Source organism: Paractinoplanes ovalisporus (genome assembly GCF_016834655.1).
Taxonomy (GTDB): Bacteria; Actinomycetota; Actinomycetes; order Mycobacteriales; family Micromonosporaceae; genus Actinoplanes; species Actinoplanes ovalisporus.
Genome location: NZ_JAENHP010000002.1, coordinates 841201 through 864363, shown reverse-complemented (window position 1 = coordinate 864363; position 23163 = coordinate 841201). Strand labels below are relative to the sequence as shown.

Genomic DNA, 23163 nt, shown 5'->3' with positions numbered 1-23163 from the left:
AGGCGTGGCCGGGCGCGAGGCTCGACGGGTCGGCATTTTCCCGTACGAGCGCAGGAGGCACCGTCATGGACATGAAGCTCGAAGTGGTCGTCGTCCCGGTCACGGACGTGGATCGGGCGAAGACCTACTACACGGGCCTGGGCTGGCGGCTCGACGCCGACTTCAGCACCGACGAGGGCCTGCGCGTGGTGCAGGTGACCCCGCCCGGCTCCCCGGCCTCGGTCATCTTCGGCCATCTGGTCACGGCCCAGGCCCCGGGTACGGCGCAGGGCCTGCACCTGATCGTCAGCGACATCGAGGCCGCCCGTGACGAGCTGAAGCGCGCCGGCGCCGACCCGAGCGACGTCTTCCACGACGCCGGCGGCGTGTTCCACCACGGCGGCACCGACGGGCGGGTGCCGGGGCCGGACCCGAAGCGCAGCAGCTACGGCTCGTTCCTGTCGTTCAGCGATCCCGACGGCAACGGCTGGATCCTGCAGGAGATCACCAACCGTCTGCCCGGCCGCCTCGACCCGTCGGTCACCACGTATTCGGGCGGCGCCGACCTCGCGGCGGCGTTGCGCCGGGCCGCGGCCGCCCACGGTGAGCACGAGGCCCGCACCGGGCAGGAGGACGCCAACTGGCCCGACTGGTACGCCGACTACATGGTCAAGGAGCAGTCCGGCGCCGAACTGCCGCGATAGGTCTGCTCATATGCGCAGCTGACGCTTTGACCCCGCCGCGACCGCCTGCCTAGGGTTCGCCCTTGTGAAAATGGCTTTCATTTCAGTTCTCCTGGTCGCGGGTTGCTCGTCGGCGGCGGCCCCGGCCACCCCGGCCGCCGCCACGACGATCACCAACTGCGGTCGTCAGCTCTCCATCACGGCACCGCCCGAGCGGGCCATCTCGATGGAACAGAACGCCACCGAGATCCTGCTGAGCCTCGGGCTGGCCGGCCGGATGGCGGGCACGAGCTACCAGACCGACCCCGTGCTTCCGGCTTTGCAGAGTGCGTACGACGGTGTGCCCGTGCTGGCCAAGCTGTATCCGTCGCGCGAGAAGGTGCTGGAGACCCGGCCCGACTTCGTCTACTCGACCTTCACCTCGGCCTACGCCCCCGACGCGGCCGGTCCGCGCGCCGACCTGGCCGGGCTCGGGGTTCCGGCGTACCTGTCGCGCTTCGCCTGTGAGTCGCAGCCGCAGAGCTTCACCTTCGACGGGATCTTCGCCGAGATCGAGGAGGTGGCGTCGGTCTTCGGCGTGAAGGACCGGGGCGTCGCGCTCGTCGACGACCAGAAGGCACGGCTGGCGGCGGCCCCCTCGAGCGGAGCCGGGGCGTCGGTGCTCTGGTACTACTCGGGAACGAGCACGCCCTACGTGGCCGGGAAGGGCGGGGTGCCCGCCGCGATCAGCGACCGGCTCGGGCTGAGCAACGTCTACGCCGACGCGAGCGAGACCTGGCCGGCCGGCAACTGGGAACAGATCGCGGCCCGCGACCCGAAGTACATCGTGGTCGCCGACCTGACCCGCGGCGGCGACGGCGACAGCGCCCAGTCGAAGATCGAATTCCTGCGGACGAACCCGGTCACGTCGAAGCTGGACGCGGTGAAGGCCGGGCGGTTCATCACCGTGCCGGGCTCGTCGCTCGACCCGTCGATCCGTAGCGTCAGCGCGGTCGAGCTGGTGGGGGCCGGGCTGTGACCACCCTGACTTCCGAATCCGCCCGGCGGCTCCTGCGGCAGTGGGACCGGCAGCAGACCGCGTACGTCGCCCACCGCGAGAACCGGTTCACGGTCATGCTGGACGTACTCGAACTGCATCTCGACTCACCCACGCCGCGGGTGCTCGACCTCGCGTGCGGCCCCGGCGCCATCTCGCAACGGGTGCTGGCCGCGTTCCCGGGCGCGACCGTGACCGCCGTGGACTACGACCCGGTACTCCTGCGGATCGCCGCGCTGGCTACGGGCGTACGGGCAATCGATGTTGATCTGGCGGCGCCCGGCTGGCCGTCGCTGGTGGGCCCGGTGGACGCGGTGCTCAGCTCGACCGCGCTGCACTGGTTGTCCCCGGCCGACCTGCTCGCCGTCTATCGGGACGCCGCGTCGCTGCTCCCGCCCGGTGGCCTGCTGATGAACGCCGACCACCTGCGCTACGACGACCGCTCACCGGCGCTGCGGGCCGTCTCGGAGCGCCACGACGCCCGCACCCAGGCCGACGACTTCGCGGCCGGGGCGCTCGACTACGCCGGCTGGTACGAGCTGGCCGCCGCCGAACCGGAGCTGGCCGCCCTGATGCCCGTACGCGAGAAGCGGTTCGCCGACCGCCCGCCGCAGCCCCTCGCACCCTTGGAGTTCCATCTGGCGGCCCTGCGCGCGGCCGGGTTCCGCGAGACCGGCACCGTCTGGCAGTACCTGGACGACTACGTAGTCTTCGCCCGCAAGTGAAGGCTTTCGCGGCGCTGACGGTTCTGCTGGTCAGCATCGCCGTGGCAGTGACGATCGGCGTGGCCGACCTGTCGGTGGGTGAGGTGCTGCGGTCGGTGGCTTTCCACACCGGTTTCCCCGTACGCCCCCTGCCCGCACTCGCCGACAGCATCGTGTGGGACCTGCGTATGCCGCGGGTGCTGCTGGCCGCTCTGGTGGGTGCGGGCCTGGCCGTGTGCGGGGCCGCGTTACAGGCGCTGACCCGCAACCCGCTGGCCGACCCCTACCTGCTCGGCATCTCGGCCGGCGCCTCCACGGGTGCGGTGGCCGTTCTGGTGCTGGGTCTCGGCGCCGGGGCCGTGGCGCTGTCGGCGGGCGCGTTCGCCGGCAGCGTCGCCGCCTTCGCGGTCACGCTGCTGCTGGCCGGCCGTCGCTGGACCCAGCCGTCCCGCATCCTCCTGGCCGGGGTGGCCACGGCCCAGCTGTTCAGCGCCGTCACCAGCCTGGTCATGGTCGCGGCGGCCAGCGCCGACAGCACCCGCTCCACGCTGTTCTGGTTGCTGGGCTCGCTGACCGCGGCCACCTGGTCGTCGGTCGCGCTGTGCGGCACCGCGTGCGCCGTGGTGCTGCTGACCTGCTGGGCGACGGCGCCGGCCCTGGACGCCTTCTCGTTCGGCGCCGACGTCGCGCAGTCGCTGGGATTCTCGCCCACCCGCCTGCGGGCCGTTCTCTTCACCGCGACCGCCGTGCTGGCCGCCGTGCTGGTCGCGGCGAGCGGGGCGATCGGTTTCGTCGGCCTGACGGTCCCCCACCTCGTACGCCGTCTCACCGGTTCCCGCCACCGCCGCCTGCTCCCCGTGAGCGCCCTGGCCGGCGCGACGCTGCTGGTGTGGGCCGACACTGCCGCCCGTACGGTGTTCGCCCCGCAGGAGCTTCCGGTCGGCGTGGTCACTGCGTTGCTGGGCGTCCCCGTGTTCGCTCTGCTCTTCCGTTCGCCCGCGCCCCGGCAGTTCCTCCGCAGGCCCGCTCTCTTCTCCCGGCCGCTCCGGGTCTCCCGGCCGCTTCGAGCCTCCCGGCCGCTTCGAGTCTCCCGGCCGCTTCGAGTCTCCCGGCCGCTTCGAGTCTCCCGGCCGCTCCGGGTCTCCCGGCGGCTTTGGAGGAGCCGATGAGACTGACATCATCCTCCGTGTCGAGACGTCTCCCGTTCCTGGACGACATCTCGTTCGAGGCCGCCCGCGGCATAGTCGGCTTGCTGGGCCCGAACGGCTCCGGCAAGTCAACCCTGCTGCGCACCCTGGCCGGCCTGGACCGCCCCGACACCGGCCAGGTCCTGATCGACGGCGCCCCGATGCCCCGCCGCACGTTCGCCCGCCACGTGGCCACAGTCATGCAGCACACCCCCGACGAGGTCGACATGACGGTCGGCGACGTGGTGCAGCTGGGCCGCATCCCCCACCGCCCCCGCCTCTCCCCCACCACCACGGCCGACGCCGCCCACGTGGCCGAGGCCTTGTCCAAGGTCGACCTGCCCGGCTGGGAGCATCGCGCTTGGTCTTCCCTCTCCGGAGGCGAACGCCAGCGGGTCGCCATCGCCCGCGCGCTGGCCCAGGACCCCGAGGTGCTGCTGCTCGACGAGCCCACCAACCACCTCGACATCCGCCACCGTTTCGCCCTGCTGGAAACGCTGTCGAACATGCCGGTCACGGTGGTGGCGGCCCTGCACGACCTGGACCTGGCCGCCCAGTACTGCACCCAGGTCGTGCTGCTGACCGAGGGCCGGGTGGTCGCCACCGGCCCGTCGTCGTCAGTGCTGACCCCGGCCCGGATAGCCGAGGTCTTCGGCGTCACGGCGCAAGTTACCACCGACGCCGCCGGCCGCCCCCGCATCCTGCTCAGCTGTGGATAAGCCCGGATCCGGGTCATCGGCCGATCCGTGGACAACGCTCGGCGCCGGTTTCGTAACGCAACGATCCGGTCAGTCGTTGTCGACCTGCGCCAGGGTCACCACGTCGGGTGCATCCGGTTCCACGATCACCGACGTCCCTTCGGTGGCCACCACCGGCGCCAGCCCCAGAACCCCGGCCAGAAGCGCAGCAACCCCGCTCACGGCACCCTCCCATCGACGTTTATCGATCAATCGGATGCGGTCGCTCCCGTTCGGGACCTCAGCGTTCGGCGTAACCCAGGCTGTGCAGCAACTCGGCCACGGTGCGCGGCCAGCTGATCTGCTCCCGCAACTCGGCCCGCAACTCGGCCGCCCGGGCGAAGGACTGCCGCGGCGTGCTGAGCACGGTGGTGAGAGCCCCGGCCCACGCCTCGACCACGTCGTCCTCGGACTCCTCCTCCCCGCGGACAGCGATGATCTCCCGCGGCTGTGGGAGGTCTTCGTCCTTGGTCAGCCGGGTCAGCATCCGGGCGAGGCCGCTCTCCTCGCTGATCAGCACCGGGATGCCGGCCGCGATCGCCTCATAGCCGGCCAGGCCGAAGCCCTCGTGCCGGGACGGCATGATGACGACACGCGACTCCCCCAGGTCGTCGAGCAGCGCCTTCCGCGAAGTGATGCGGGGCCGGAACTCGAGGTCGACCGGGCCGGCCAGCTTCTTGAGACGGTTCCGCTCCTCGTCGTCGTGATCCAGGGGGAGCCCTCGGATCACCAGCCAGGGTCGATTCTGCGGGCCGGGGCCGAGCTTCTCGGCGGCCGACCGGACCGCGCGGACGGCGATGTCGATGCCCTTGACCCGTACGTCCTCGGCCCGGGCGATCAGCAGCACCTGTCGCGGCGCCGGCCAGTTGGAGGGGTCGACCTCGTAGTCGTCGGGCAACCCGGGCAGGAGAGTGACCGCCTTCTTGCCCCGGCGGTGCAGACGGTGCTCGATCGACTCGGCCAGCAGCGGCCCGACTCCCGCCACCACGTCGGCCGACTCGGCCAGGGCCATCTCGATCTGGCTCCGCTCCTGCGCCGTCATCATGCGGGACTCGCCGTCGGGCTCCTCCTTGGTGGCTTCCAGCCGCGCGGCGTCGGTGTGCACGATGTGCAGGCGCTTGGCCCCCGGGAAGAAGGACCTCTGCAGGGCGTACGCGTAGGGGCCGAGGATCCGGCCGTGCCCGACGATCACGTCGGGCCAGTAGTCCTCGTCGTCGAACTCGGGCCTGGTCAGCAGGATGCTCAGGCCCGTGATGCCGGGGACCGGCGCGGGTGCCGCAAGACGGATGACCGGCATCCCGGGCCGACCGGCCCGGGCCGCCGCCTCACGTGCGGCCGTGCTCGCCTCCGGGACAGCCACGTGCACCTCGACCCCGGCCGCAGCGAGGGCGATCGCCAGGTGCCGGTTGAGGGTCGAGACGCCGCCGTTCTCCGATTCCCACTCGCTGCCGACCAGGAGGAACCGCAGCGGCGCAACGGCGGGCGGCTCCGCGGGAGGAACCGGAGCCGGGGCCGGCACCGGAGCCGGTGGCTCCAGGGTGAGCTGATAGGTCGCGTCGGGCAGGCCGCCCAGTTCCGTCGAGCCGTGCCGGGTGACCCGCACCCAGTCGTCCTCGTCGCCGACGCGCCCGACGACCACGCTGTCGAAGGCGACGGCGAGCCGGGTGACCCGTTCGAGGTCGACCGGAGGCAACCCGCCGCCCGGGCCGACCACGACGATCATCAGACCGAGGCGCACGCCCGCCGGGAACTCGTTGCGCAGGCGCACCGACTCGTGCAGCTGGTCGGCGACGCGGGTGTCGAGGGTCTCGCCGAGCCCCGCGCCGGGCCACACGGCGAAGGCGACGAGCCACGGCCTGGTCTCGCCGGCCGGAGGCGCGACCCGGACCTCGGGCAGGCGCCGGCCGGTCTCCTCGGGGAAGACGATCTTGCCAGCGAGCCGGGCGGCCACACTGTTGGCCAGGTCGGCCACGCGAGCCTCGGGAATCCGCTTCCCGGCCGTCTCGCGGAACGCCTCCGCGAGCTGCACGAGCTTGTCGTCCATGGCCGGATGTTAGTCGGCCCGGGCAAGGTCACCGCCCGGTCAGGCGCACCGTTCCGTTCTCGCACCAGGCCAGCACGGACGGCCACTCGCCATACCCGGCACCCTCCAGATCGAAGTGGCCGGCGCCGTCAATGAGATCCACATCGAACACCGCGTCGTAGAGCTGGTTCGCCGGCGGCTCGCAGTACGGGTCGCCGGTCGAGCAGGCCAGCCGGGGCGGCGCCACCGTGGTGTCCTTGACCAGCCGGTCGGCGCCCTCGGCGAACTGAAACTCGCGCAGTTCGGGAGTCTTGGCGAGAAACGCCGGGCTGGGTGGCGCGACGAACAGCAGACGGCTGACCGGCGGGTGGAAACGCCGGGCCAGTTGCGGCAGGTGGATCCAGGCGATGCAGGCCAGGCTGTGCGCGATCACGACCAGCTCGTCGCCGCGGCCGCGGACCAGTTCCTCCTCGATCGCGCCGGTCCACTCCTTCAGCGCCGGGAAGTCGGGCTCGGGCAGCGCGGGATAGCTGACGTCGTGGCCGCGTTCGGTCAGCCGTTTGCAGAGCCGATGCTGCCAGTGCTCCTCCGGTTGCCGGTTCTGCCAGCCGTGCAGGATGAGGAACCGGCGAGCTCCCCGCTCAGTCGGCACGGCCATGAATCTTCTCCCTTACGAATGGCAGACCAGCAGTCTGCCGAGAGCAACGACGGGCGGGGCCGGGGGTCAGAACAGAGCACTCCAATGGATGAACCGGGGCAGCAGCGCGATCGCACCGGCCAGCGACACCGCGGTGTACACCAGCGGCCAGCGCGCGCGGCGCACCGATCGACGCTGGAGCACCTGCCTGACTTCGCGTTCCTCGTCGTCCGAGAAGTCGGGCGCGATCGTCCGGTCGGCTTCGCGTTCGCCCCGCTGGATCACCTGGGCCGCCCAGGTCAGGAACGCGGCCGCCAGCACCCAGAACACCGAGTCGAGGGCCAGTTTGCCCGATGAGACACCGCCCTCGGGGCCGGTCGCCACCGAGGTGATCAGGTTGATGCCCGCGCCGGCGAAGATGCCGGCGAGGAAGTTCAGCGAGGAGGAGGCCGGTAGCCACTGGATCACGGCGCATCATCGTCGCAGTAGCGGTCGGGGAAGGGCAAGGGCGGCCACGTCTGCCCGCAGACCAGCAGGCCGAGCTGGTTGAGCTCGACCAGCACCGTGGCGGGCGCCCGGGCCGTCAGCCTCTCGCGCAGCCGGAAGTAGCGGTCGCGCTGAGCAAGCTTCTCCTTCAGCCCGCGCTGCACCGTGGGCGCGTCGACGGACTGGCGGCCGCTGATCTGCTCCGTGAGCTTCTGGGACAGCATCAGGCACGCCTCCTGCCAGCTCTCCAGCTGTGCCGGGAGCAGGCCGCAGGGGCCCTCGGCCACCGGCTCGGCGACGGGGCCGGTGCTCGGACTCTCGACGACCGGCTCCGCAGCCGGCGTCTCGGGCGTGGCAACGCCGGGCTTCATCACGTCGCGCAGCAGCCGTAGGAACTCGTTGTGGACGGTCTGCCGCACGATCTCGGAGAGCTGGGCGGCGAGGAACGCCGTCCGCAGCTGCTCCTCGGGGCGTTCGGCCGGTTCGGAATCGAGTTCCTGCAGGGTGCGGTCCAGCAGCTCACGCAGGTACGAGTCGAACGGCTCGTCGGCGGCGGCGAGCGTCTCCACGACCTGGGCGAGGTCGATCTCGTGGTCGGTCTTGCACCACTGCGGCTCGCGGCCGCGCAGCCAGGTCAGGGCGGTCGCGACCTGCTCCCGCTCGCCGAACCCGGCCAGGATCAGCGCGGTGAGGCACATCGCGGTGGTGGCCTCGTCGCGGTTCCACGATCCGGTGCCACCACGCCACCAGGACGACGTCTCCGGCGGCTCCCCCTCGGCCGGCCGCTCCTTCTTGGTGACCAGGCTCAGCAGCCACTTGCAGGCCTTCATGATCGTCGGGTTGTCCTGCGGGGACAGTTCGGCGTGCAGCAGGCCGATCACGATGCGGGCGGTCACCCACGGCACCCGGGCCGGATAGAAACTCCCGTCCGGCTCGGCCGCCCGCTCGGCCAGCTTGAGGAGCTGCTCGATCCGCTGCTCGTCGCGGGACTCGGAAGGGGCCGTCCCCTCCAGGCAGAGCAGCAGGCCCAGAGCCCAGTTCCGGTAGGCGTGCTCCCGGTCGAACTTGTCCCACGGGATGCCGGTCGGGTGCCCGGCCCGGCCCGACAGCTCGTCCTCGATGCGCATCCGGACGGCGATCTCGTCGAAGTCGGCGAAGTCGGTGGTGTGCTCGCCGACGTAGTCGAGCACCCGCTTCTCCGGGTCGTCGTATCGCCAGTGGCCCCGGATCGGCTCGGCGATGGACAGCCACTGGCTCTCCCGGTTGAGCCGGGTCAGGGCGATCGCGGCGAAGACCGCCGACCCCAGGTTGTTGCCCCACCGCGGATCGTCGCGGGTGCGTCGCTCGAGCCAGTCGCCCAGCTGCTCGGACCGCTCCCACGCGGCCAGCAGGGACAGGCTCTCGGGGCGCAGCTCCTCGGGCGAGACGACCAGCTCGATCTGGCTCAGGGTGGCCCGGATCAGCCGTTCGCCACCCTCCTGCAGGTGCTGCCAGACGATCGACTCGGGCGCGTCCTCGTCGCGCAGGTCGCCGCTCCAGTTGTTCAGCGCGTGCCGCAGCACGATCTTGGCCCGGCGCCGGGGCGCGATGGCGTAGGCGCCGTCGGTGCGATGCACGAGATCGTCCTTGTGCAACCGCTCCACGACGCCGTCGCCGAAGCGCGCCGCCTCCTTCTCCGGCAACGCGAGACCGAAATAGCCCAGGCAGGCGAGGAAGTACAGCGCGTGCCGCTCCTCGCCCGACGCGTCCGGCTTGGTGAACTCGACACCCAGCTGCACCTCGGTGGGCACCTTGCCGGTGCGCTTGTAGATGTCGATGGCCCGGGCCGCCAGGTGGACGTCGTCCACCAGGAGCGGACGGATCTTGGCGCGTTCGACGGCGGACGGGATGCTCTCCCTCAGCATCACGTCGATCGTCGCGCGGGCGTCGACCCGGATCTGGGTCAGCGCGAAGCTGCCGTCGCGGCCGAGCAGGTCGGCCACCGACCGCCACCCCGAGGCCAGCACCTGGACCCGCAGGCCGAACTCGGCGCGCAGACGGGTGATGAACTGGAACAGCGCGTCGAGCACGGGAAGGTTGGCCTGCAGCCCCTCGACGACCACGACGTAGCCCTCGTGGCGTTCGGCCTCGAGCAGGGCCATGACGATCGACTCGGGACCGTCGGCCGGGTCGGTCAGGTTCAGCCAGATGATCCCCCGCCGCTGCTGGTAGGGAAGGTTGCCGAGCCGGCGGGCGATGGTGCCGATCAACGCCGAGCGCCCGGAGCCGTGCGGGCCGACCACCAGGACGTCCCGCCCCCGGGTCAGGGCACGGTCGACCTGCTCGTAGGCGCCGGTGTTGCGGAAGATCCGCTGATGGTTGCGCGCCTGCTCCTCGTTGGGCGGAGTGGCGTGTCCGATCCGCCGCGGGCGCCAGCCGGGGTCGAGCGGCAGTGGCGCGGCGATCGCATAGGCCAGCAGCTCCAGCGGACGGACCCCGCGCTCCAGGGCACGCACCAGCACCCGGTCCGTGATCATGACGGGCTCGGGCCGGTCGCCCACCCGGACCAGCAGGTGCGGGCCGATCGGACCGCCGTAGTCGATCGACACCAGCAGACGCAGGGCCGGGTCGGCGCTGAGCCGCTCCTCGACCCGGTCGGCGAGAGCCTTCAGGTCGGTGCGGGCCGCCTCCAGGATCGCCGACGGGTCGGAGTCTGCTCCGACCCGTTCGAGCTCGTCCCATCCGGAAGCGTCGGAGGTCACGTGCGGTGCGCTCCCTTCCGGCGGTGGACGGCACCGCGGGAACGCCCGGGTCAGTCCTTATCGGCCCTTGCAGCGGCTCGCGAGCCCGGACGCACAGCGGTGATCCGGGCGTACTCGGTTCCGACGAGTTCGCCTTGTACCCGCGCACTGTCCATACAAATCTCGTGGAATCGTTGATCTTTAAATGCGGTGGCGATGTGGTCGGCGTCGCCCAGGTCGTGGCTAATTATCCGTTTCGCATATCGCCGACCGGCGCGCGAAAGATCCTCCAGATCGATCGAAAGCATATCCTGCCAAACGCCTGCGCGATCTCGCAGACGCAACTCGAAATCGTCCACCTGGTTGGTCACGCGCCGCAAGCCGTCGAATTCCGGATCGGCGCCGTCCCGGTCGGGGTAGCGGTTTCGCGCGTGCAGGCGCACCGTCGTCACCACACTGCCGCCCGGACGCAGCAATTTGTACCATTTCCGCAGCACCCGCCGCGCATCGACCGGTGCGAATCGCGTCAGGAAGGCGTCGGCCACGACGAGGTCGAACGACCCCTCCGGCGGAACGCCCTGCTTCCGGAGATCACCCGTTCGAAGGACGTTCGCCTGGTGCGTGGTGACCGGGAAGCGCCCGTCCCCCCATCGCCGGGTGAACCAGGAGCACGACATCAGAGGTGTCGGGCAGAGGTCGACGACGTGCACATCCAGCCCGGGCACGGGGTCGCCGGACGGCAGCTTCGCGGCATCGAGCACGAAGGCCAGGGTGGTCCAGTCGGCGGCGCCGCTGATCAGGATCCGCCGGGCGCCGCGCTCATGGATGGCCGCGCGCAGCTCACGTGCGTAGAAGTCGGGGTGCCAGGTCGGGCTGCTGACCATGTCGAGCAACCGGAGGTACTGCCAGGCGCCGTGATACCACTCGCAGTCCTTGTCGTCGATGTATTCGCTGCCCGTGCAGGAGAGCTGAGCCGCGTTGAACACCTTCTCGGCCGACTCCAGCAGCCACTGGGTGATGTCCGGGCCGGACAGTCCCCCGGCCGCCGGCATGCCGACCTGATCGCGCAGCGTCTGCACCAGATCACGGGCGCGCTGCACCTCGGACGGGCGGACGGTGACCAGCCACGAGCCGGCGCCACGCCCGCTCGCCTCCTGACGGACCACCACCTCGTCGTCGATCAGCCAGAGGGTGTTCATGGGGACCGGCGGCGATGCGCTCCACCCGCCCGAGGTGACCGGCAGATGCGCCGAGTAGAGGTCGTAACGCTGGTCCTCGTCGACCTGGAGCTGGGCCTGCCGGCGGTTCTCCTCGCCCGAGGGGAAGAGGTAATAGCGCTCCACGGGGAAGCTCTGCGCGACGTGCCGCCACAGCCGGCCGGAGAAGGCGCTGGCCGAGCGGGCCTGCGGGGCGAACGGCACGATCTGGGCCACCCGGTTGCGGACCGTGCTGCTGAGGCTCTGCACGAGTTCGTCGACCGCGGCCGACGGGACCCGGACGCTGTAGGGGTCGGTTCCCTCGAACGCCACCCGGTGCAGCGAGCACGCCCGCCGGGCGCGTTCGATCAATGCGTTACCGGCGAATCCGGCCGGATTTCGCGAATCTATGGTCATCTCAACTCCTCGGCCCGGGAAGCGACGACAGTCATATGATCGCTGTCCTGGTCAACAAATGCGGAGCAGATCGCCCAGCCCGCGGATTCGAACAGATGAACAACGTCCGCGCTCTCGAAGCGGCGGGACATGAAACATCGAAAGCGATAACCGCTCGGAAGATTCACACCGTCGAGGCGGGCACTCCGCAACAGCGTGACCTCACCGACAAAGGCGCCGTCGCGATAATCGACGGTGAATTCCAATTCGCCGGCTTTCATGCCGGCCGCGAACATCGGTTCGAGAGCGGCCTGCCGGAATTCCTCGGTGCGGTAGGCCGACATCGACAGGCCGGCCGCGACCGGCATCGGCCGCAGCAGCACGCTGGCCAGGAGCACGTCGGAGGGGCGCAGCAGGCCGGCCAGGTTGCGCATCGCCTGCACGGGATCCTCGAAGTTGCCGACCGTGTGCCCGACCAGGCAGGCCAGCACGGGACGGCCGTCCGGCCGCCAGTTCTCGACCACCGCGGTCGGCGCGCCCTCCATGTCCCAGACCGCGGTGTCGACCCGCAGCTCGGGCGGAAGGCAGCGGCGCAGCCGGTCGGACGAGATCCCCAGGAGGGTGGCACTGAAGTCGAGGCCCAGGTAACGCCGTATGCCGAGGCCGCCGGCGCGCAACCGGTCGAGCAACGCGACACTGTGCCGGCCGTTGCCGGGCCCGACCTCGACGACCCCGGACAGGGCCGGGGCGCAGGCGCCGGAGGCGAACAGCACGTCCGACTCGCGCTGGGCCGAGGTCATCATGTCGGCGTAGCCGGTGGTGCTGGCGTACTGGTCGTGGGTGAAGGCGGCGCTCCCCGCGTACGCGAACTTCAGCGGGACCCGCCCGTCGGCGATGCCGTCGATCAGGGGCCGACGGTGGCCGTGCTCGAAATACGAGGTGCAGTTCGGTCGTACGGGATCTGTTTCGGATAAGGCATCCCCCGCCATCCGCCTGTGCGGAACGGCCATGTTTCGCCGTGGTTCCCCCAACTCGCCCCGCCCCTCCCGCTGCGGCCGTGGGTCGACCCTCCGGTTGAGATACGTTACGCGTACGGAACGCGACCACCTAGTTTCTCAGAGTGCCATGAAGATGAGTGAGAACCCCATCCTCCGTATGACGGACATCGATGGCGTGAGCAAATCCCGGGACGAGTGACAGCCAGCCCTGAACGGCCAATTCTGAGCACCATCCGGCCACAGTGGATCGGCCGAACGGACCGTTGCTGAGGTACTTCAGGAGCGCCGGTGACGTCGATCGGCCCATGTGCGGCCACAACCCACGGGGTGCGGAACGGGCCGGAGCGATCTGCGACGTACGCACCTTAAGAGACCAACGCCTGCTACTTCCTTTTTCACGGATCGGCGCGGCGCCCCGGGGGAACGGGCCGGTCGAGCGGCGCCCCCGGCCCCGTCCGGGCTCTCGAGATTCTGACGCAGCCGGAGCTCGCGGCCGGGGCGACGCGCCGAAGCGTACGGACAACCCGGGCCACCGAAGCGGTTTGAGTGAATGGTCCGTTTAGCTACTTTTGGGCGGGCTTGGGCGGGCCCGAATCTCGACCGTCCGTGTGTGTTGCTTGCCACTCCGGAGTCGAGACCGGTTTCCCGGCCGGAAGGGACGATTGCCGAGGCCAGGACCGGGTTGCCCGGGTCGCCGGAGGCGGCCGCGCCCATCGACCGTCTCCGAGACCTCCCGAGGGTGCGGACGAGGCCCGCACGAAGCGCAAACGCGGCTCGGCGCCACGGCGCACCGGGCGCGCGGACAACGGTGAGGATGAATCTCCGGGTCCGGACAGCGCGCGCTCACCCTTACCATGGCTTCCCGGAGCACGGCATCACCGAGCACGCGCCTCTGAGGCACGCGCGCGCCCCCGAGGCACGCGCGCGACCCTGAGAGACGCATTGTCCGGTCTTGCCTCGGTCGTGTAGTAAAGAGATCCACTTCGGCGACGACGAGGACAGATGAACCCCTACGGAGATCCGCAGTCCGCGAGCGCCCGGGCCAGCGTGCCCGGATCCGGCTCGGCCCCGGTGCGAGGTAGCAGCAGCCCTGTTCCCGCAGGTGGCGCCTCGAGCGGACGGGCATCGGTGGGTTCCGCGTCGGTGGGTTCCGCGAGCGTCGGCTCGGCATCCGTGGGTTCCGCATCCGTGGGCTCGGCCAGTGTGGGCTCGGCGAGCGTGGGCTCGGCCGGTGCCGGGGGTCGCGCGAGCGTCGGCGGCCGCGCCTCGGTCAGCCCGGCCGGTCCGAGCGGCGCCGTCGCCCGGGCCGCGGTCCGGCCCAAGGCGGCCGGTGAGCCCCCCTCCCCCAAGCGCCTGAAGGACCAGGCCAAGGCGGCCAAGAAGCGCCGCCGCACCAACCTGCTGACGGTGGCCGCGGCGGTGCTGGTGATCGTGCTCGGCGCCGGCGTGGTCGGCGGGGCCTACTTCTTCGACGACGTGCAGTTCACCGAGCCCAAGGCCGAGGACCAGGTCACCCAGATCTACGCGGCCGACAACAAGACGCAGATCGCGACCATCGGCAGCTCGACCCGTCAGCAGGTGCCGTTCGCCAGCATCAACCCGGTCATCGGGCAGGCGGTCATGGCGGCCGAGGACAAGAACTTCCTCGACCACAACGGCATCGACATGAAGGGCATCGCCCGCGCCGCCTGGAACAACTTCACCGGCGGCGACCAGCAGGGCGCCTCGACGATCACCCAGCAGTACGCGCGGCACGCCGCCGAGCTGAAGGAGATCAGCTACAACCGCAAGCTGCGCGAGGCCGTCATCGCCCGCAAGATGGAGGACCACTACTCCAAGGGCGAGATCCTCGGGCGCTACCTCAACTCGGTGTACTTCGGCCGGGGCGCGTACGGCATCGAGGCCGCCGTGAAGGCGTACTTCGGCCCCAGCCGCTCGTCGCTGACCCCGCCCGGCACCAAGGGCGCGATCACCGCGGCCGAGGCCGCCGTCATCGCCTCGGTGATCAAGCAGCCCGAGCCCTCGGCCACCCACCGCGGCTACGACCCGCAGAACAACCTCACCGACGCCAAGATCCGCTGGCAGTACACGATCAACAACATGCTCGAAAAGGGCTGGATCAAGACGGTGCCGCCGAAGTATCCGACCGTCGCCAAGTTCGACCCGGACGCGTGCCGCACCTCCTGCGGCAACGACAAGGCCTCCGGCAAGATCGTGAAGTACGTCAAGCAGGAACTGCGCGCGATGGGCATCACCGACGAGCAGCAGAAGAAGGGTGGTCTGCGGATCACCACCACGATCAACCCGGGCGTGCAGAAGGCGGCCGAGACCGCCGCGATGCGCACCAGCGACAAGTCGCCGCTGCGCAAGCTCGACGCGACGTACAAGACCGCTCTGGTCGCCGTCGACCCCCAGACCGGGCACGTGATGGCCTACTACGGCGGCCCGGACGGCGTGGGCTGGGACTACGCCGGCCCGAACTACAACGACGACGGCGACTTCATCGGCGGCGGCCGCCCGCCCGGCTCGTCGTTCAAGGTCTACACGCTGCTGGCCGCGCTGAGCGACGGCTACGGCCTCGACACCACGTGGGACTCCGAGGCCAAGAAGGTCGGCGGCGACGCGATCAACAACTCCAGCCGTACGAACTTCACCTGTGACAAGCGGCGCTGCCCGCTGGCCGAGGCGACCATCCAGTCGTACAACTTCCCCTTCTACCACCTGGCCGCGGCGCTCGGACCGGACAAGGTGGCCGAGGCGGCGCACAAGGCCGGAATCCAGTACATCTCGTCCCCCACCAAGATCGGTGCCCGGGTCGACCTCAACAAGGCCAAGGAGTCCGAGCTCAAGCAGTACGGCAACGAGATCGGCTACGGTCAGTACGCGGTGACCGCGCTCGACCACGCCAACGGTGTGGCGACGCTGGCCAACGAGGGCAACTACATCAAGGCCCACTTCGTGAAGTCGGTGCAGCAGCGCGACGAGAAGACCGGCAAGTTCAAGACGATCCACACCGAGCGGATCAAGGCGACCCCGGCCTTCGACCCGGGCGTCGTCGCGGCGATCGACACCGTGCTGCAGAAGATCCCCGGCAAGAACGGCCAGAACCTGCGCAACGGCTACGACGCCATCGGCAAGTCCGGCACCTGGGAGTACAAGGACGGCAAGACCGGCGAGAACGGTGACGCCTGGTGGGTGGGCGGCACGCCGCACCTCGCCGCCTCGGTCTGGATCGGCCGCGAAAAAGAGGTCAAGAAGCAGATGCAGCTGCTGCCGATCTACAAGCCGGGCGGCGGCAAGAAGGGCATGACCGGCGGTTCCACCCCGGGCGACACCTGGAAGGTCTTCATGGACCTGGCCAACAAGGCCCTGGACGCCGAGAAGAGCTCGTTCCCGCCGGACGTGAAGGTCGGCGACCCGAACAAGAAGGGCAACGGCCTCGACCCGCTGCCCGAGCCGCCGAGCAACGGCTGCATCCTGGGCGGCACCGTCTGCCCGCCCGGCGTCGACCCGAACAACCCCGGCGGCACGGTCACCCCGCCGATCGTCAACAACCCCGGCACGGGCCAGCCCGGAACGGGCGCCGGCGAGAACCAGGGCGGCGGGGGCAACCCCCGATAGCACCGGTCACCCTCCGGAGAGTTGCCAAACCATTCCGGAGGGTGACCGAAACCTCAAAGATCCGGCTCTCCTGCCGAAGTGACCCGCGAACAAGCTTTGCGAGCACTTCCACGGATGGAGATGACGGTGACCGCCGAACCCCGTACCAGCCAAGCCTGGCTCAGCCCCTCCACGCCGGCCGCGGCCCGGCAGGTGCACCAGGCGCCCCTGCAGAGCGGCGACAAGGGTCTGGCGGCGCGGTACCAGGCGGCTGAACGGCCCGTCCAGCGACCGTTCGGGGCAGCGCCGGTGTCGGCCTACCCGCCGGGGCGGCCGCCCCAGCCGAGTCAGGTGTTCGCGGCGGTGGGTGCGCTGCCGCCCACGGTCTGGCCGGTTGTCGTCCTCACCGTCATCTTTGGCCCGCTCGCCGTCATCTCGGCGGCCAACCGGGCCAACAAGGCCGCCAAGATGGGGCTGCCGGGCACCTCCTACTGGATGGCCTTCGGCATCACCACCGCGGCCAGCTTCGCTCTCGGCTGCGCGCTCTACGCCGTCGGCGGCATGCTGGTGGGGCTCGCCTCGCTGTGACGACGCACCGGCGTGGCTGGCAGGCCTACACGGCAACGGCGCTGGCCGCCATTGTCGTGTACCTCGCCGTGCCGGCCGCCCCGGGCTGGGAGTCCGCGTTCTCGGTGGCCATCCAGTCGTCCTTCGCGGCCGCCGTGCTCGTGGGCGTGCGCCGGGTGCCGGAGGGTGACCGGGCGCCGTGGCTGTTCTTCGGGCTGGGCCTGCTGTGCACGGCCGCCGCCTCGCTGCCGGTGCAGGTGGGCGGCGACTGGCTGGCCGTCGACGGCCCCGACCTCTCCGACCTGCTCTACCTCGCGTTCTATCCGTCGGTGGCGACCGGCCTGGCCCTGATGATCCGGCAGTCGCGACGTCGGCTCGACCGGGCGGCGCTGGTCGACGCCCTGACCGTCGCCTGCGGCATCGGCCTGCTGGCCTGGGCCTACTCGATCGAGCCGGCCCTGCGCGACGACACCACCGCCCTGGCCACGCGGCTCGTGACGATCGCCTACCCGATCGCCGACCTGGTGCTGCTCGCGATGACGATCCTGCTGGTCCGCAGCAACGGCCGTGAGGGCCGGCGGGCGCCTCTGCTGGTCGCCGTCGCGGTCGTCGGCTACCTCGCCGGTGACTGCATCTGGGTGGTGCTGCCGCACGTGAACGAGGGCTGGGCCGATTTCTGGTGGACGGCCCGCCTGGTCAACTGTGTCTATCTGCTCTCGCTGCTCGTGCTGACCCTGGCGATCGTCTGGCCGCGGGTGCGCGGGGACGGCGGTGGCGCCGGCGCGGTGTCGCACCTGACCCGTCTGCAGCTGGCCACGCTCACCCTGGCCATGCTGATGTCGCCCACCCTGCTGATCACCCAGGAGCTCACCGGCGGCATCGTCGACGGCCTGGCCATCGGGATCGGCTCGGCGATCATGTTCCTGCTCGTGATGGTCCGCTTCACCCAGCTGCTCAAGCAGGCCGAGCGGCAGTCCGCCCTGGTGCGGGAGCTGTCCCGGCGCGACGAGCTGACCGGGCTGCACAACCGCCGGAGCTGGAACGACGAGTTCCCCATGTTCCTGGCCCGGGCCCGCGCCGAGAACATCCCGGTCGTCGTCGGCATGATCGACCTCGATCACTTCAAGCACTTCAACGACACGTACGGGCATCCGGCCGGCGACCAGCTGCTCCGGAGCGCCGCGCAGGCCTGGACCGGCGAGCTGCGCGCGTACGACGTGCTGGCGCGCTACGGCGGCGAGGAGTTCATCGTGCTGCTCACCGGCCTGTCGCTGACCGAGGCGGTCACCGCGGTCGAGCGGCTGCGCGCGGTGACCCCGCTGGACCAGACGTTCTCGGCCGGGCTGGCCGAGTGGGATTTCGAGGAGCCCGCGGACGACCTGGTCGCCCGGGCCGACAAGGCGCTCTACGCCGCGAAGAACTCGGGCCGCGACCGGGTCTGCACGGCCGGCAGCCTGTTAAGTGCGGCGCAGGACTGAGACGACCTTGCCCAGCACCACGGCCCGGTCGCCGTCGATGTTCTCGTACGCCGGGTTGCGCGGCTCGAGCACAACGTGGCCGCCCCGGCGGCGGAACACCTTGACGGTCGCCTCGTCGTCGATCATCGCGGCCACGATGTCGCCGTTGTAGGCCTCATGCTGCTGCTTGACCACGACGATGTCGCCGTCGCAGATCGCGGCGTCGATCATCGAGTCGCCCCGCACCCGCAGGCCGAACAGGTTGCCCCGGCCCACCAGGTCGCGGGGCAGCGGCAGCACCTCGTCGGAGTTCTGCTCGGCCAGGATGGGCGAGCCGGCCGCGATGTCGCCGAGCACCGGCACGCCGATCGTCGACTCGGCGCGCGGCCTCGGCACGGGCTGCAGGAACATCCGTACGTCGATGGGCCGGGTCGCCCGCCCCCGGCGCAGGAAACCCAGATCCTCCAGCACGCGCAGGTGCCGGCTCACGGTCGAGGTGGAGGCGAGGCCGAGCGCGTCGGCCAGCTCGCGGGTGGACGGCGAGTAGCCGTGGCGCTGGGCCCACTCCTGAACGACGGCGAGGATCTGCCGTTGCCGGTCGGTCAGCGCCGACGTGTCGTAGTAGTCCTCATCCGTCAGCACCCAGTGATCTTGCCGGATGCCAGGGCCCAGGTCACGCAGGCGCGCCGCGCACGCTACCGGGGGCGGGAGGCCTGCTCGACCAGGGCGGCCGCGACCTCGCGCAGCTTGCGGTTGGCGTGCTGCGAGAGCCTGCTCAGGCGGGCGAACGCCTCCTCCGGCGAGCAGTGCTGTTCGGCCATGATGATGCCCTTGGCCTGCTCGATCGTGGCGCGGTGGGCCATCGCCTCGCGCATCTGGCGGGCCAGGGTGGCCGTCGAGTCATAGGACTGGGCGTTGGCCAGGGCGACCGCCGCGTAGCCGGCGAAGCTCTGCGCGACCGTCACCGCGTGGTCGTCGAAGGCATCGGGCCGCAGCGCATAAAGGTTGAGCGCGCCGGTCACCGCCTCCTGCACCGGCAGGCCGACGGCGAGCTGGCTGCGGGCCCCGGCCGCGCTCGCCCGGCGCAGGTAACGGGGCCAGCGCGGGTCGGTGATGGTGTCGGCCACCGAGATGACGGCGGTCGAAGCCGCCGCTTCGAGGCAGGGGCCGCCCTCGTTCTCGTACTGCCATTCGTCGAGCGACCGAGCCAGTTCACCGGTGAAGGCGGCGCTGCCCGCCTTTCTGACGCCGACCAGGGTCACCGACGCCTCGTCGGCACCGGCGACCGCGTCGCGGGCCACGGTTGCCACGCGCAGCAGCACGTCGTCGAGCGGAACCTCGCTCAGCCGGATGCGGCCGAGCTCGGCCAGGGCTCCCGGGGAATCGGCCATGTCCCCAAACTACGCCTGTGTCTTATCCGTCCATCTGGTCGCGGAGCTTGGCGAGCGCCTGACTGAGGACCCGGGACACGTGCATCTGGGAGATCCCGACCCGCTCGGCGATCGCGGACTGCGTGAGCTCGCCGTAGAAGCGCAGGACCACGATGGTGCGCTCGCGCTCGGTGAGGGTGGCCATGGCGGGTGGCAGCGAGACGCCGAACTCGGCCCGGGCGAACCCGTTGTCCTCCCCGCCGAGCGTGTCGCCCAGCTGCAGATCCTCCCCCTGGCGGACGGGGGTGCTCAGCGAGTCGGGACGGTAGGCGTGCCCGGCTTCGAGGGCCTCCAGGACCTCCTCCTCGCTCACACCGAGGTGGGCCGAGATGTCGGCGACGGTGGCGGCCCGGGTCAGGGTCTGCTCGAGCTCGGTGCGGGCGCCCCCGATGGCCATCCGCAGCTCCTGGAGCCGGCGCGGAATGCGCAACGTCCAGCTGCGGTCGCGGAAGTAGCGCTTGATCTCGCCGAGGACGGTCGGGATGGCGTACCCGGTGAAGTCGACGCCGCGGCCGGGATCGAAGCCGTCGATGGCCTTGATCAGACCGACCGAGGCCGTCTGGAACAGGTCGTCGTAGGCCTCGCCGCGACCGGCGTAGCGGCGGGTGAGGCGGGCCGCCATCGGCAGCCAGGCCTCGATCGCCTGACGCCGCACGGCCGGCCGGTCCGGGTGGCCGGGCGGCAGCTCCGCCAAGGCCTCCAGAAGCGCGGTAGCCCGCCGGTCTTCGTCCGTGACCTCGAACTTGCGCCGGGTAACTGTGGTCACCGGGGACTCCCTCACAGTGCATCGTGAGCGGAACGCACCGTGCGGCGGACACCCGGCGGAGGCGCGTCGAACCGCGACGGCGTAAACCGCACGTCGGACTCGGCGCCTTCTTGACCGATAGGCCGGACGGTACCCGAACTGCGGGGTCCCGGCGGCCGAAACCACTACTACCCCTTGTCCGGCGTTCCAATCGGGTTGCGCGCCAGATCGCCGATCAGGGCTGCGGCCACGTCGCGGACCTTGCGGTTGGAGGCCTGCGAGGCCTTGGTCAGGCGGGCGAACGCCTCGTCCGGCCCGCACCGCCGCTGCGCCATGATCACGCCCTTGGCCTGCTCGATCACGGCCCGGCTGTGCATGGCCGCCTGCATCTGCGAGGCGAGCAGGGTGGCGCCGTAGAACATGTGCGCGTTCGCCACGGCGACGGCCGCATACCCCGCAAAGGCCTCCGCCCGTACGGTGGAATCGCCGTCGAACGCGTGCGGCGGGCCACCGTAGAGGGTGAGCGCGCCGGTCGTTGCGGCCGAGACCGGCAGCCCGACGGACAGCATGCTGCCCACCCCGGCGGCCGCCCAATGCCCCCACCGGGAGTCGGCGCCGGTGTCCGGGACCGAGACGGTCGACAGACTCGCGGCCGCCTCCAGACCCGGGCCGCGCTGGTGCTCGTCGAGACGGCGGGCGATGTCGCCGACGGCGGCCGCAATGTGGGCGCCGGACTCACCGACCAGGGTGATCGAGACCGCCTCGGTGCCGGGCACGGCCTGGCAGGCGAGCACGGCCACCCGGTCGAGGAAGGCGTCGAAGGTCGTCTCGGAGAAACGGAGAAGGCCCAGCGGCGCGAAGGCAGTCGGGTCGTGCGTCATGGATGTCGAAGAGTCCTTGCAGCGGTCGGGGCGGGTGGACAGGACCCAGGTCCGGCCTGAAGTGCCTGTGTTCCGCGCCGCTGCTTGACGCAGGACGGCCGGCCCTCGAAGCGAGGCCGACCGCAGGATGCCGATATTACCCACCGGATCTGAGCGGTCGCGCGGCAACCTCCGTAGCGCCGCTCAAAGAAAGCGCTTCCCGTCCATCCGTGCTCGTTTCCGCATATGGCGCGGATCGCCATCCGTCAATCTTGAGAGAGCGCTTCCCCGGGTCCGATACTCCGGGGCACCCGATCCCCCTCTCCCCTCGAAGGGAGCGTCATGCGTTCATCCCCACGTATCCGCGTCCTGTCCTCGGCGGTGGTGCTGCTCGCCGCGACCCTGGTCGCCGTCACGGCCGGCCCGGCGAGCGCCGCCACCGTGACGGTGCAGGCCGAGGCGTACGCCGCGCAGTCCGGCGCCCAGGTCGAACCGACCGCCGATACCGGCGGCGGGCAGAACGTCGCCTACCTCACCGAGGGCGACTGGCTGCGCTACGACGGCGTCGACCTCGGCCCCGCGGGCACGCTCACCGTCTCGGCGCGGGTGGCGTCGGCCGTCGGCTCCGGGCGTGTCGAGCTGCGGACCGGCTCGGCCACCGGCCCGCTGCTGACCCAGTTCGCGATCACCCCGACCGGCGGCTGGCAGGCCTGGACGACGCTGAGCACCTCCGTCGCCTCGCACCCGACCGGCGCCCAGACCGTGTTCGCGGTGCTGCGCACCAGCACCGGCGGCGACTTCGTCAACCTCAACTGGTTCTCGTTCGGCACCGGAGGCACAGGAGGCACCGGCGGCGGCGAGGGCTGGGTGCCGGTCGACACCGCGGCCTGGAACGCCCAGCTGACCGAGTTCCGGGCGCTGACCCCGCGGCCGGTGCCGGCGAACTCGGTGCGCGTGCCCGAGTTCAACGCGACCTGCGCCTACAGCCACTCCAAGCCGGACGACCCGATCGTCTTCCCGGCCATGCCCGGCGCCTCGCACATGCACTCGTTCCTCGGCAACACCAGCACCAACGCCAACACGACCACGCAGACGCTTCTTGCCAACGCCGGCACGACCTGCCGTCCGGCGCCCGACCTGTCCGCGTACTGGATCCCCACGCTCTATCAGGGCGACCGGGTGATCGAGCCCAAGGACGTGGTCGTCTACTACGGCTCCCGGCTGACCGACCCCTCGGTGACGGTGCCCTTCCCGCAGGGCTTCCGCATGATCGCCGGGGACGCCCGCCTGCAGACCCCCACCCCGGCGGGCTCGGTCAACGCGTTCTACTGCGCCGGCCCCGGCGGCGAGATCGGCCGCAGCGCCGACGGCAACTGGCCGGTCTGCGCGCCGACCGCGGTGCTGACGTTCCACCTGGTCTTCCAGGACTGCTGGGACGGCCGCAACCTGGACAGCCCGACCCACAAGGCGCACGTCTCGTACAGCTACGACGGCACCTGCCGCGGTGACTACCCGGTCGCCATCCCCAACCTGTCCTTCCTCATCTCCTACCCGACGAGCGGCACCCCGGCCGGCTTCCGTCTGGCCTCCGGCATGGCCTCCTCGATGCACGGCGACGCGTTCATGGCCTGGGACAACCGCGCCCTCGGCGAACGCGTGAAGAACTGCCTGACCCAGAAGGCGAAGTGCAACACCGACGGCAACTTCTGAGTTCCGCTCAAG

At 70.8% G+C, this 23163-nt stretch carries 20 protein-coding genes; 9 read left to right on the top strand and 11 right to left on the bottom strand.

Annotated elements, in window-relative coordinates:
- Nucleotides 1-71 precede the first annotated feature (71 nt).
- The 5 genes from JIG36_RS09885 (at nt 72) to JIG36_RS09865 (ending at nt 4308) form a co-directional block, all read left to right on the top strand.
- Nucleotides 72-683, top strand: coding sequence for a VOC family protein (locus JIG36_RS09885; RefSeq protein ID WP_236046209.1), 612 nt, complete (start codon nt 72-74; stop codon nt 681-683).
- A gap of 70 nt (nt 684-753) precedes the next feature.
- Nucleotides 754-1680: an ABC transporter substrate-binding protein gene (locus tag JIG36_RS09880; RefSeq protein ID WP_203375712.1), complete on the top strand. Its 927-nt coding sequence runs from the start codon at nt 754-756 to the stop codon at nt 1678-1680.
- Nucleotides 1677-2423, top strand: a complete 747-nt coding sequence (locus JIG36_RS09875; protein WP_203375711.1) for a class I SAM-dependent methyltransferase — start codon at nt 1677-1679, stop codon at nt 2421-2423. The genes JIG36_RS09880 and JIG36_RS09875 overlap by 4 nt, the downstream gene beginning before the upstream one ends.
- On the top strand, nt 2420-3571 hold the full coding sequence (locus tag JIG36_RS09870) for a FecCD family ABC transporter permease (protein ID WP_307872641.1): 1152 nt from the start codon (nt 2420-2422) through the stop codon (nt 3569-3571). Before JIG36_RS09875 ends, JIG36_RS09870 begins: the two co-directional genes overlap by 4 nt.
- A gap of 17 nt (nt 3572-3588) precedes the next feature.
- Nucleotides 3589-4308: an ABC transporter ATP-binding protein gene (locus JIG36_RS09865; RefSeq protein WP_369076874.1), complete on the top strand. Its 720-nt coding sequence runs from the start codon at nt 3589-3591 to the stop codon at nt 4306-4308.
- A 69-nt stretch (nt 4309-4377) separates the two neighbouring features.
- Here the strand turns inward: JIG36_RS09865 and JIG36_RS53200 are convergent, their stop codons facing one another.
- The 7 genes from JIG36_RS53200 to JIG36_RS09835 all read right to left on the bottom strand — a co-directional run bounded on the left by JIG36_RS53200 (nt 4378) and on the right by JIG36_RS09835 (nt 12773).
- Nucleotides 4378-4509, bottom strand: coding sequence for a hypothetical protein (locus tag JIG36_RS53200; protein ID WP_268919551.1), 132 nt, complete (start codon nt 4507-4509; stop codon nt 4378-4380).
- Nucleotides 4510-4567: 58 nt separating this feature from the next.
- Complete coding sequence (locus JIG36_RS09860) at nt 4568-6370, bottom strand: glycosyltransferase family 4 protein (RefSeq protein ID WP_203375709.1); 1803 nt, start codon at nt 6368-6370, stop codon at nt 4568-4570.
- A gap of 28 nt (nt 6371-6398) precedes the next feature.
- A complete protein-coding gene (locus JIG36_RS09855; protein ID WP_203375708.1) occupies nt 6399-7007 on the bottom strand; it encodes an RBBP9/YdeN family alpha/beta hydrolase in 609 nt (202 codons plus the stop codon).
- A gap of 66 nt (nt 7008-7073) precedes the next feature.
- The gene (locus JIG36_RS09850; RefSeq protein WP_203375707.1) at nt 7074-7454 is read right to left on the bottom strand and encodes a hypothetical protein; all 381 of its coding nucleotides are present in this window, start codon (nt 7452-7454) and stop codon (nt 7074-7076) included.
- A complete protein-coding gene (locus JIG36_RS09845; protein WP_203375706.1) occupies nt 7451-10213 on the bottom strand; it encodes a prenyltransferase/squalene oxidase repeat-containing protein in 2763 nt (920 codons plus the stop codon). Before JIG36_RS09845 ends, JIG36_RS09850 begins: the two co-directional genes overlap by 4 nt.
- A 50-nt stretch (nt 10214-10263) precedes the next feature.
- Nucleotides 10264-11658, bottom strand: a complete 1395-nt coding sequence (locus JIG36_RS53975; protein WP_307872640.1) for a class I SAM-dependent methyltransferase — start codon at nt 11656-11658, stop codon at nt 10264-10266.
- 143 nt (nt 11659-11801) lie between these two features.
- Nucleotides 11802-12773 (bottom strand): L-histidine N(alpha)-methyltransferase, encoded by a 972-nt coding sequence (locus JIG36_RS09835; RefSeq protein ID WP_203375704.1) that lies wholly within the window; start codon nt 12771-12773, stop codon nt 11802-11804.
- Nucleotides 12774-13955: 1182 nt separating this feature from the next.
- On the opposite strand from JIG36_RS09835, the gene JIG36_RS09830 reads away from it, so the two are divergent.
- From JIG36_RS09830 to JIG36_RS53970, 3 genes are all read left to right on the top strand, one after another.
- Nucleotides 13956-16403 carry a transglycosylase domain-containing protein gene (locus JIG36_RS09830; protein WP_203375703.1) on the top strand — a complete coding sequence of 816 codons (2448 nt, stop codon included), beginning with the start codon at nt 13956-13958 and terminating at the stop codon, nt 16401-16403.
- A gap of 126 nt (nt 16404-16529) precedes the next feature.
- Nucleotides 16530-16970 (top strand): hypothetical protein, encoded by a 441-nt coding sequence (locus tag JIG36_RS09825; protein ID WP_203375702.1) that lies wholly within the window; start codon nt 16530-16532, stop codon nt 16968-16970.
- Nucleotides 16967-18427, top strand: a complete 1461-nt coding sequence (locus JIG36_RS53970) for a GGDEF domain-containing protein (protein WP_203375701.1) — start codon at nt 16967-16969, stop codon at nt 18425-18427. Before JIG36_RS09825 ends, JIG36_RS53970 begins: the two co-directional genes overlap by 4 nt.
- Here the strand turns inward: JIG36_RS53970 and lexA are convergent.
- From lexA to JIG36_RS09800, 4 genes are all read right to left on the bottom strand, one after another.
- Nucleotides 18407-19048 (bottom strand): transcriptional repressor LexA, encoded by a 642-nt coding sequence (gene lexA / locus JIG36_RS09815; protein WP_203375700.1) that lies wholly within the window; start codon nt 19046-19048, stop codon nt 18407-18409. The two genes, JIG36_RS53970 and lexA, sit on opposite strands and share 21 nt — an antisense overlap.
- 53 nt (nt 19049-19101) lie before the next feature.
- Nucleotides 19102-19797, bottom strand: coding sequence for a GAF and ANTAR domain-containing protein (locus JIG36_RS09810; protein ID WP_203375699.1), 696 nt, complete (start codon nt 19795-19797; stop codon nt 19102-19104).
- Nucleotides 19798-19819: 22 nt separating this feature from the next.
- Nucleotides 19820-20602 carry a SigB/SigF/SigG family RNA polymerase sigma factor gene (locus JIG36_RS09805; RefSeq protein WP_203375698.1) on the bottom strand — a complete coding sequence of 261 codons (783 nt, stop codon included), beginning with the start codon at nt 20600-20602 and terminating at the stop codon, nt 19820-19822.
- 167 nt (nt 20603-20769) lie between these two features.
- The gene (locus tag JIG36_RS09800) at nt 20770-21462 is read right to left on the bottom strand and encodes a GAF and ANTAR domain-containing protein (protein ID WP_203375697.1); all 693 of its coding nucleotides are present in this window, start codon (nt 21460-21462) and stop codon (nt 20770-20772) included.
- Nucleotides 21463-21783: 321 nt separating this feature from the next.
- Here JIG36_RS09800 and JIG36_RS09795 point away from each other — a divergent pair, with 321 nt between their 5' ends.
- Nucleotides 21784-23151 carry a DUF1996 domain-containing protein gene (locus JIG36_RS09795; protein WP_203375696.1) on the top strand — a complete coding sequence of 456 codons (1368 nt, stop codon included), beginning with the start codon at nt 21784-21786 and terminating at the stop codon, nt 23149-23151.
- Nucleotides 23152-23163: the final 12 nt, after the last annotated feature.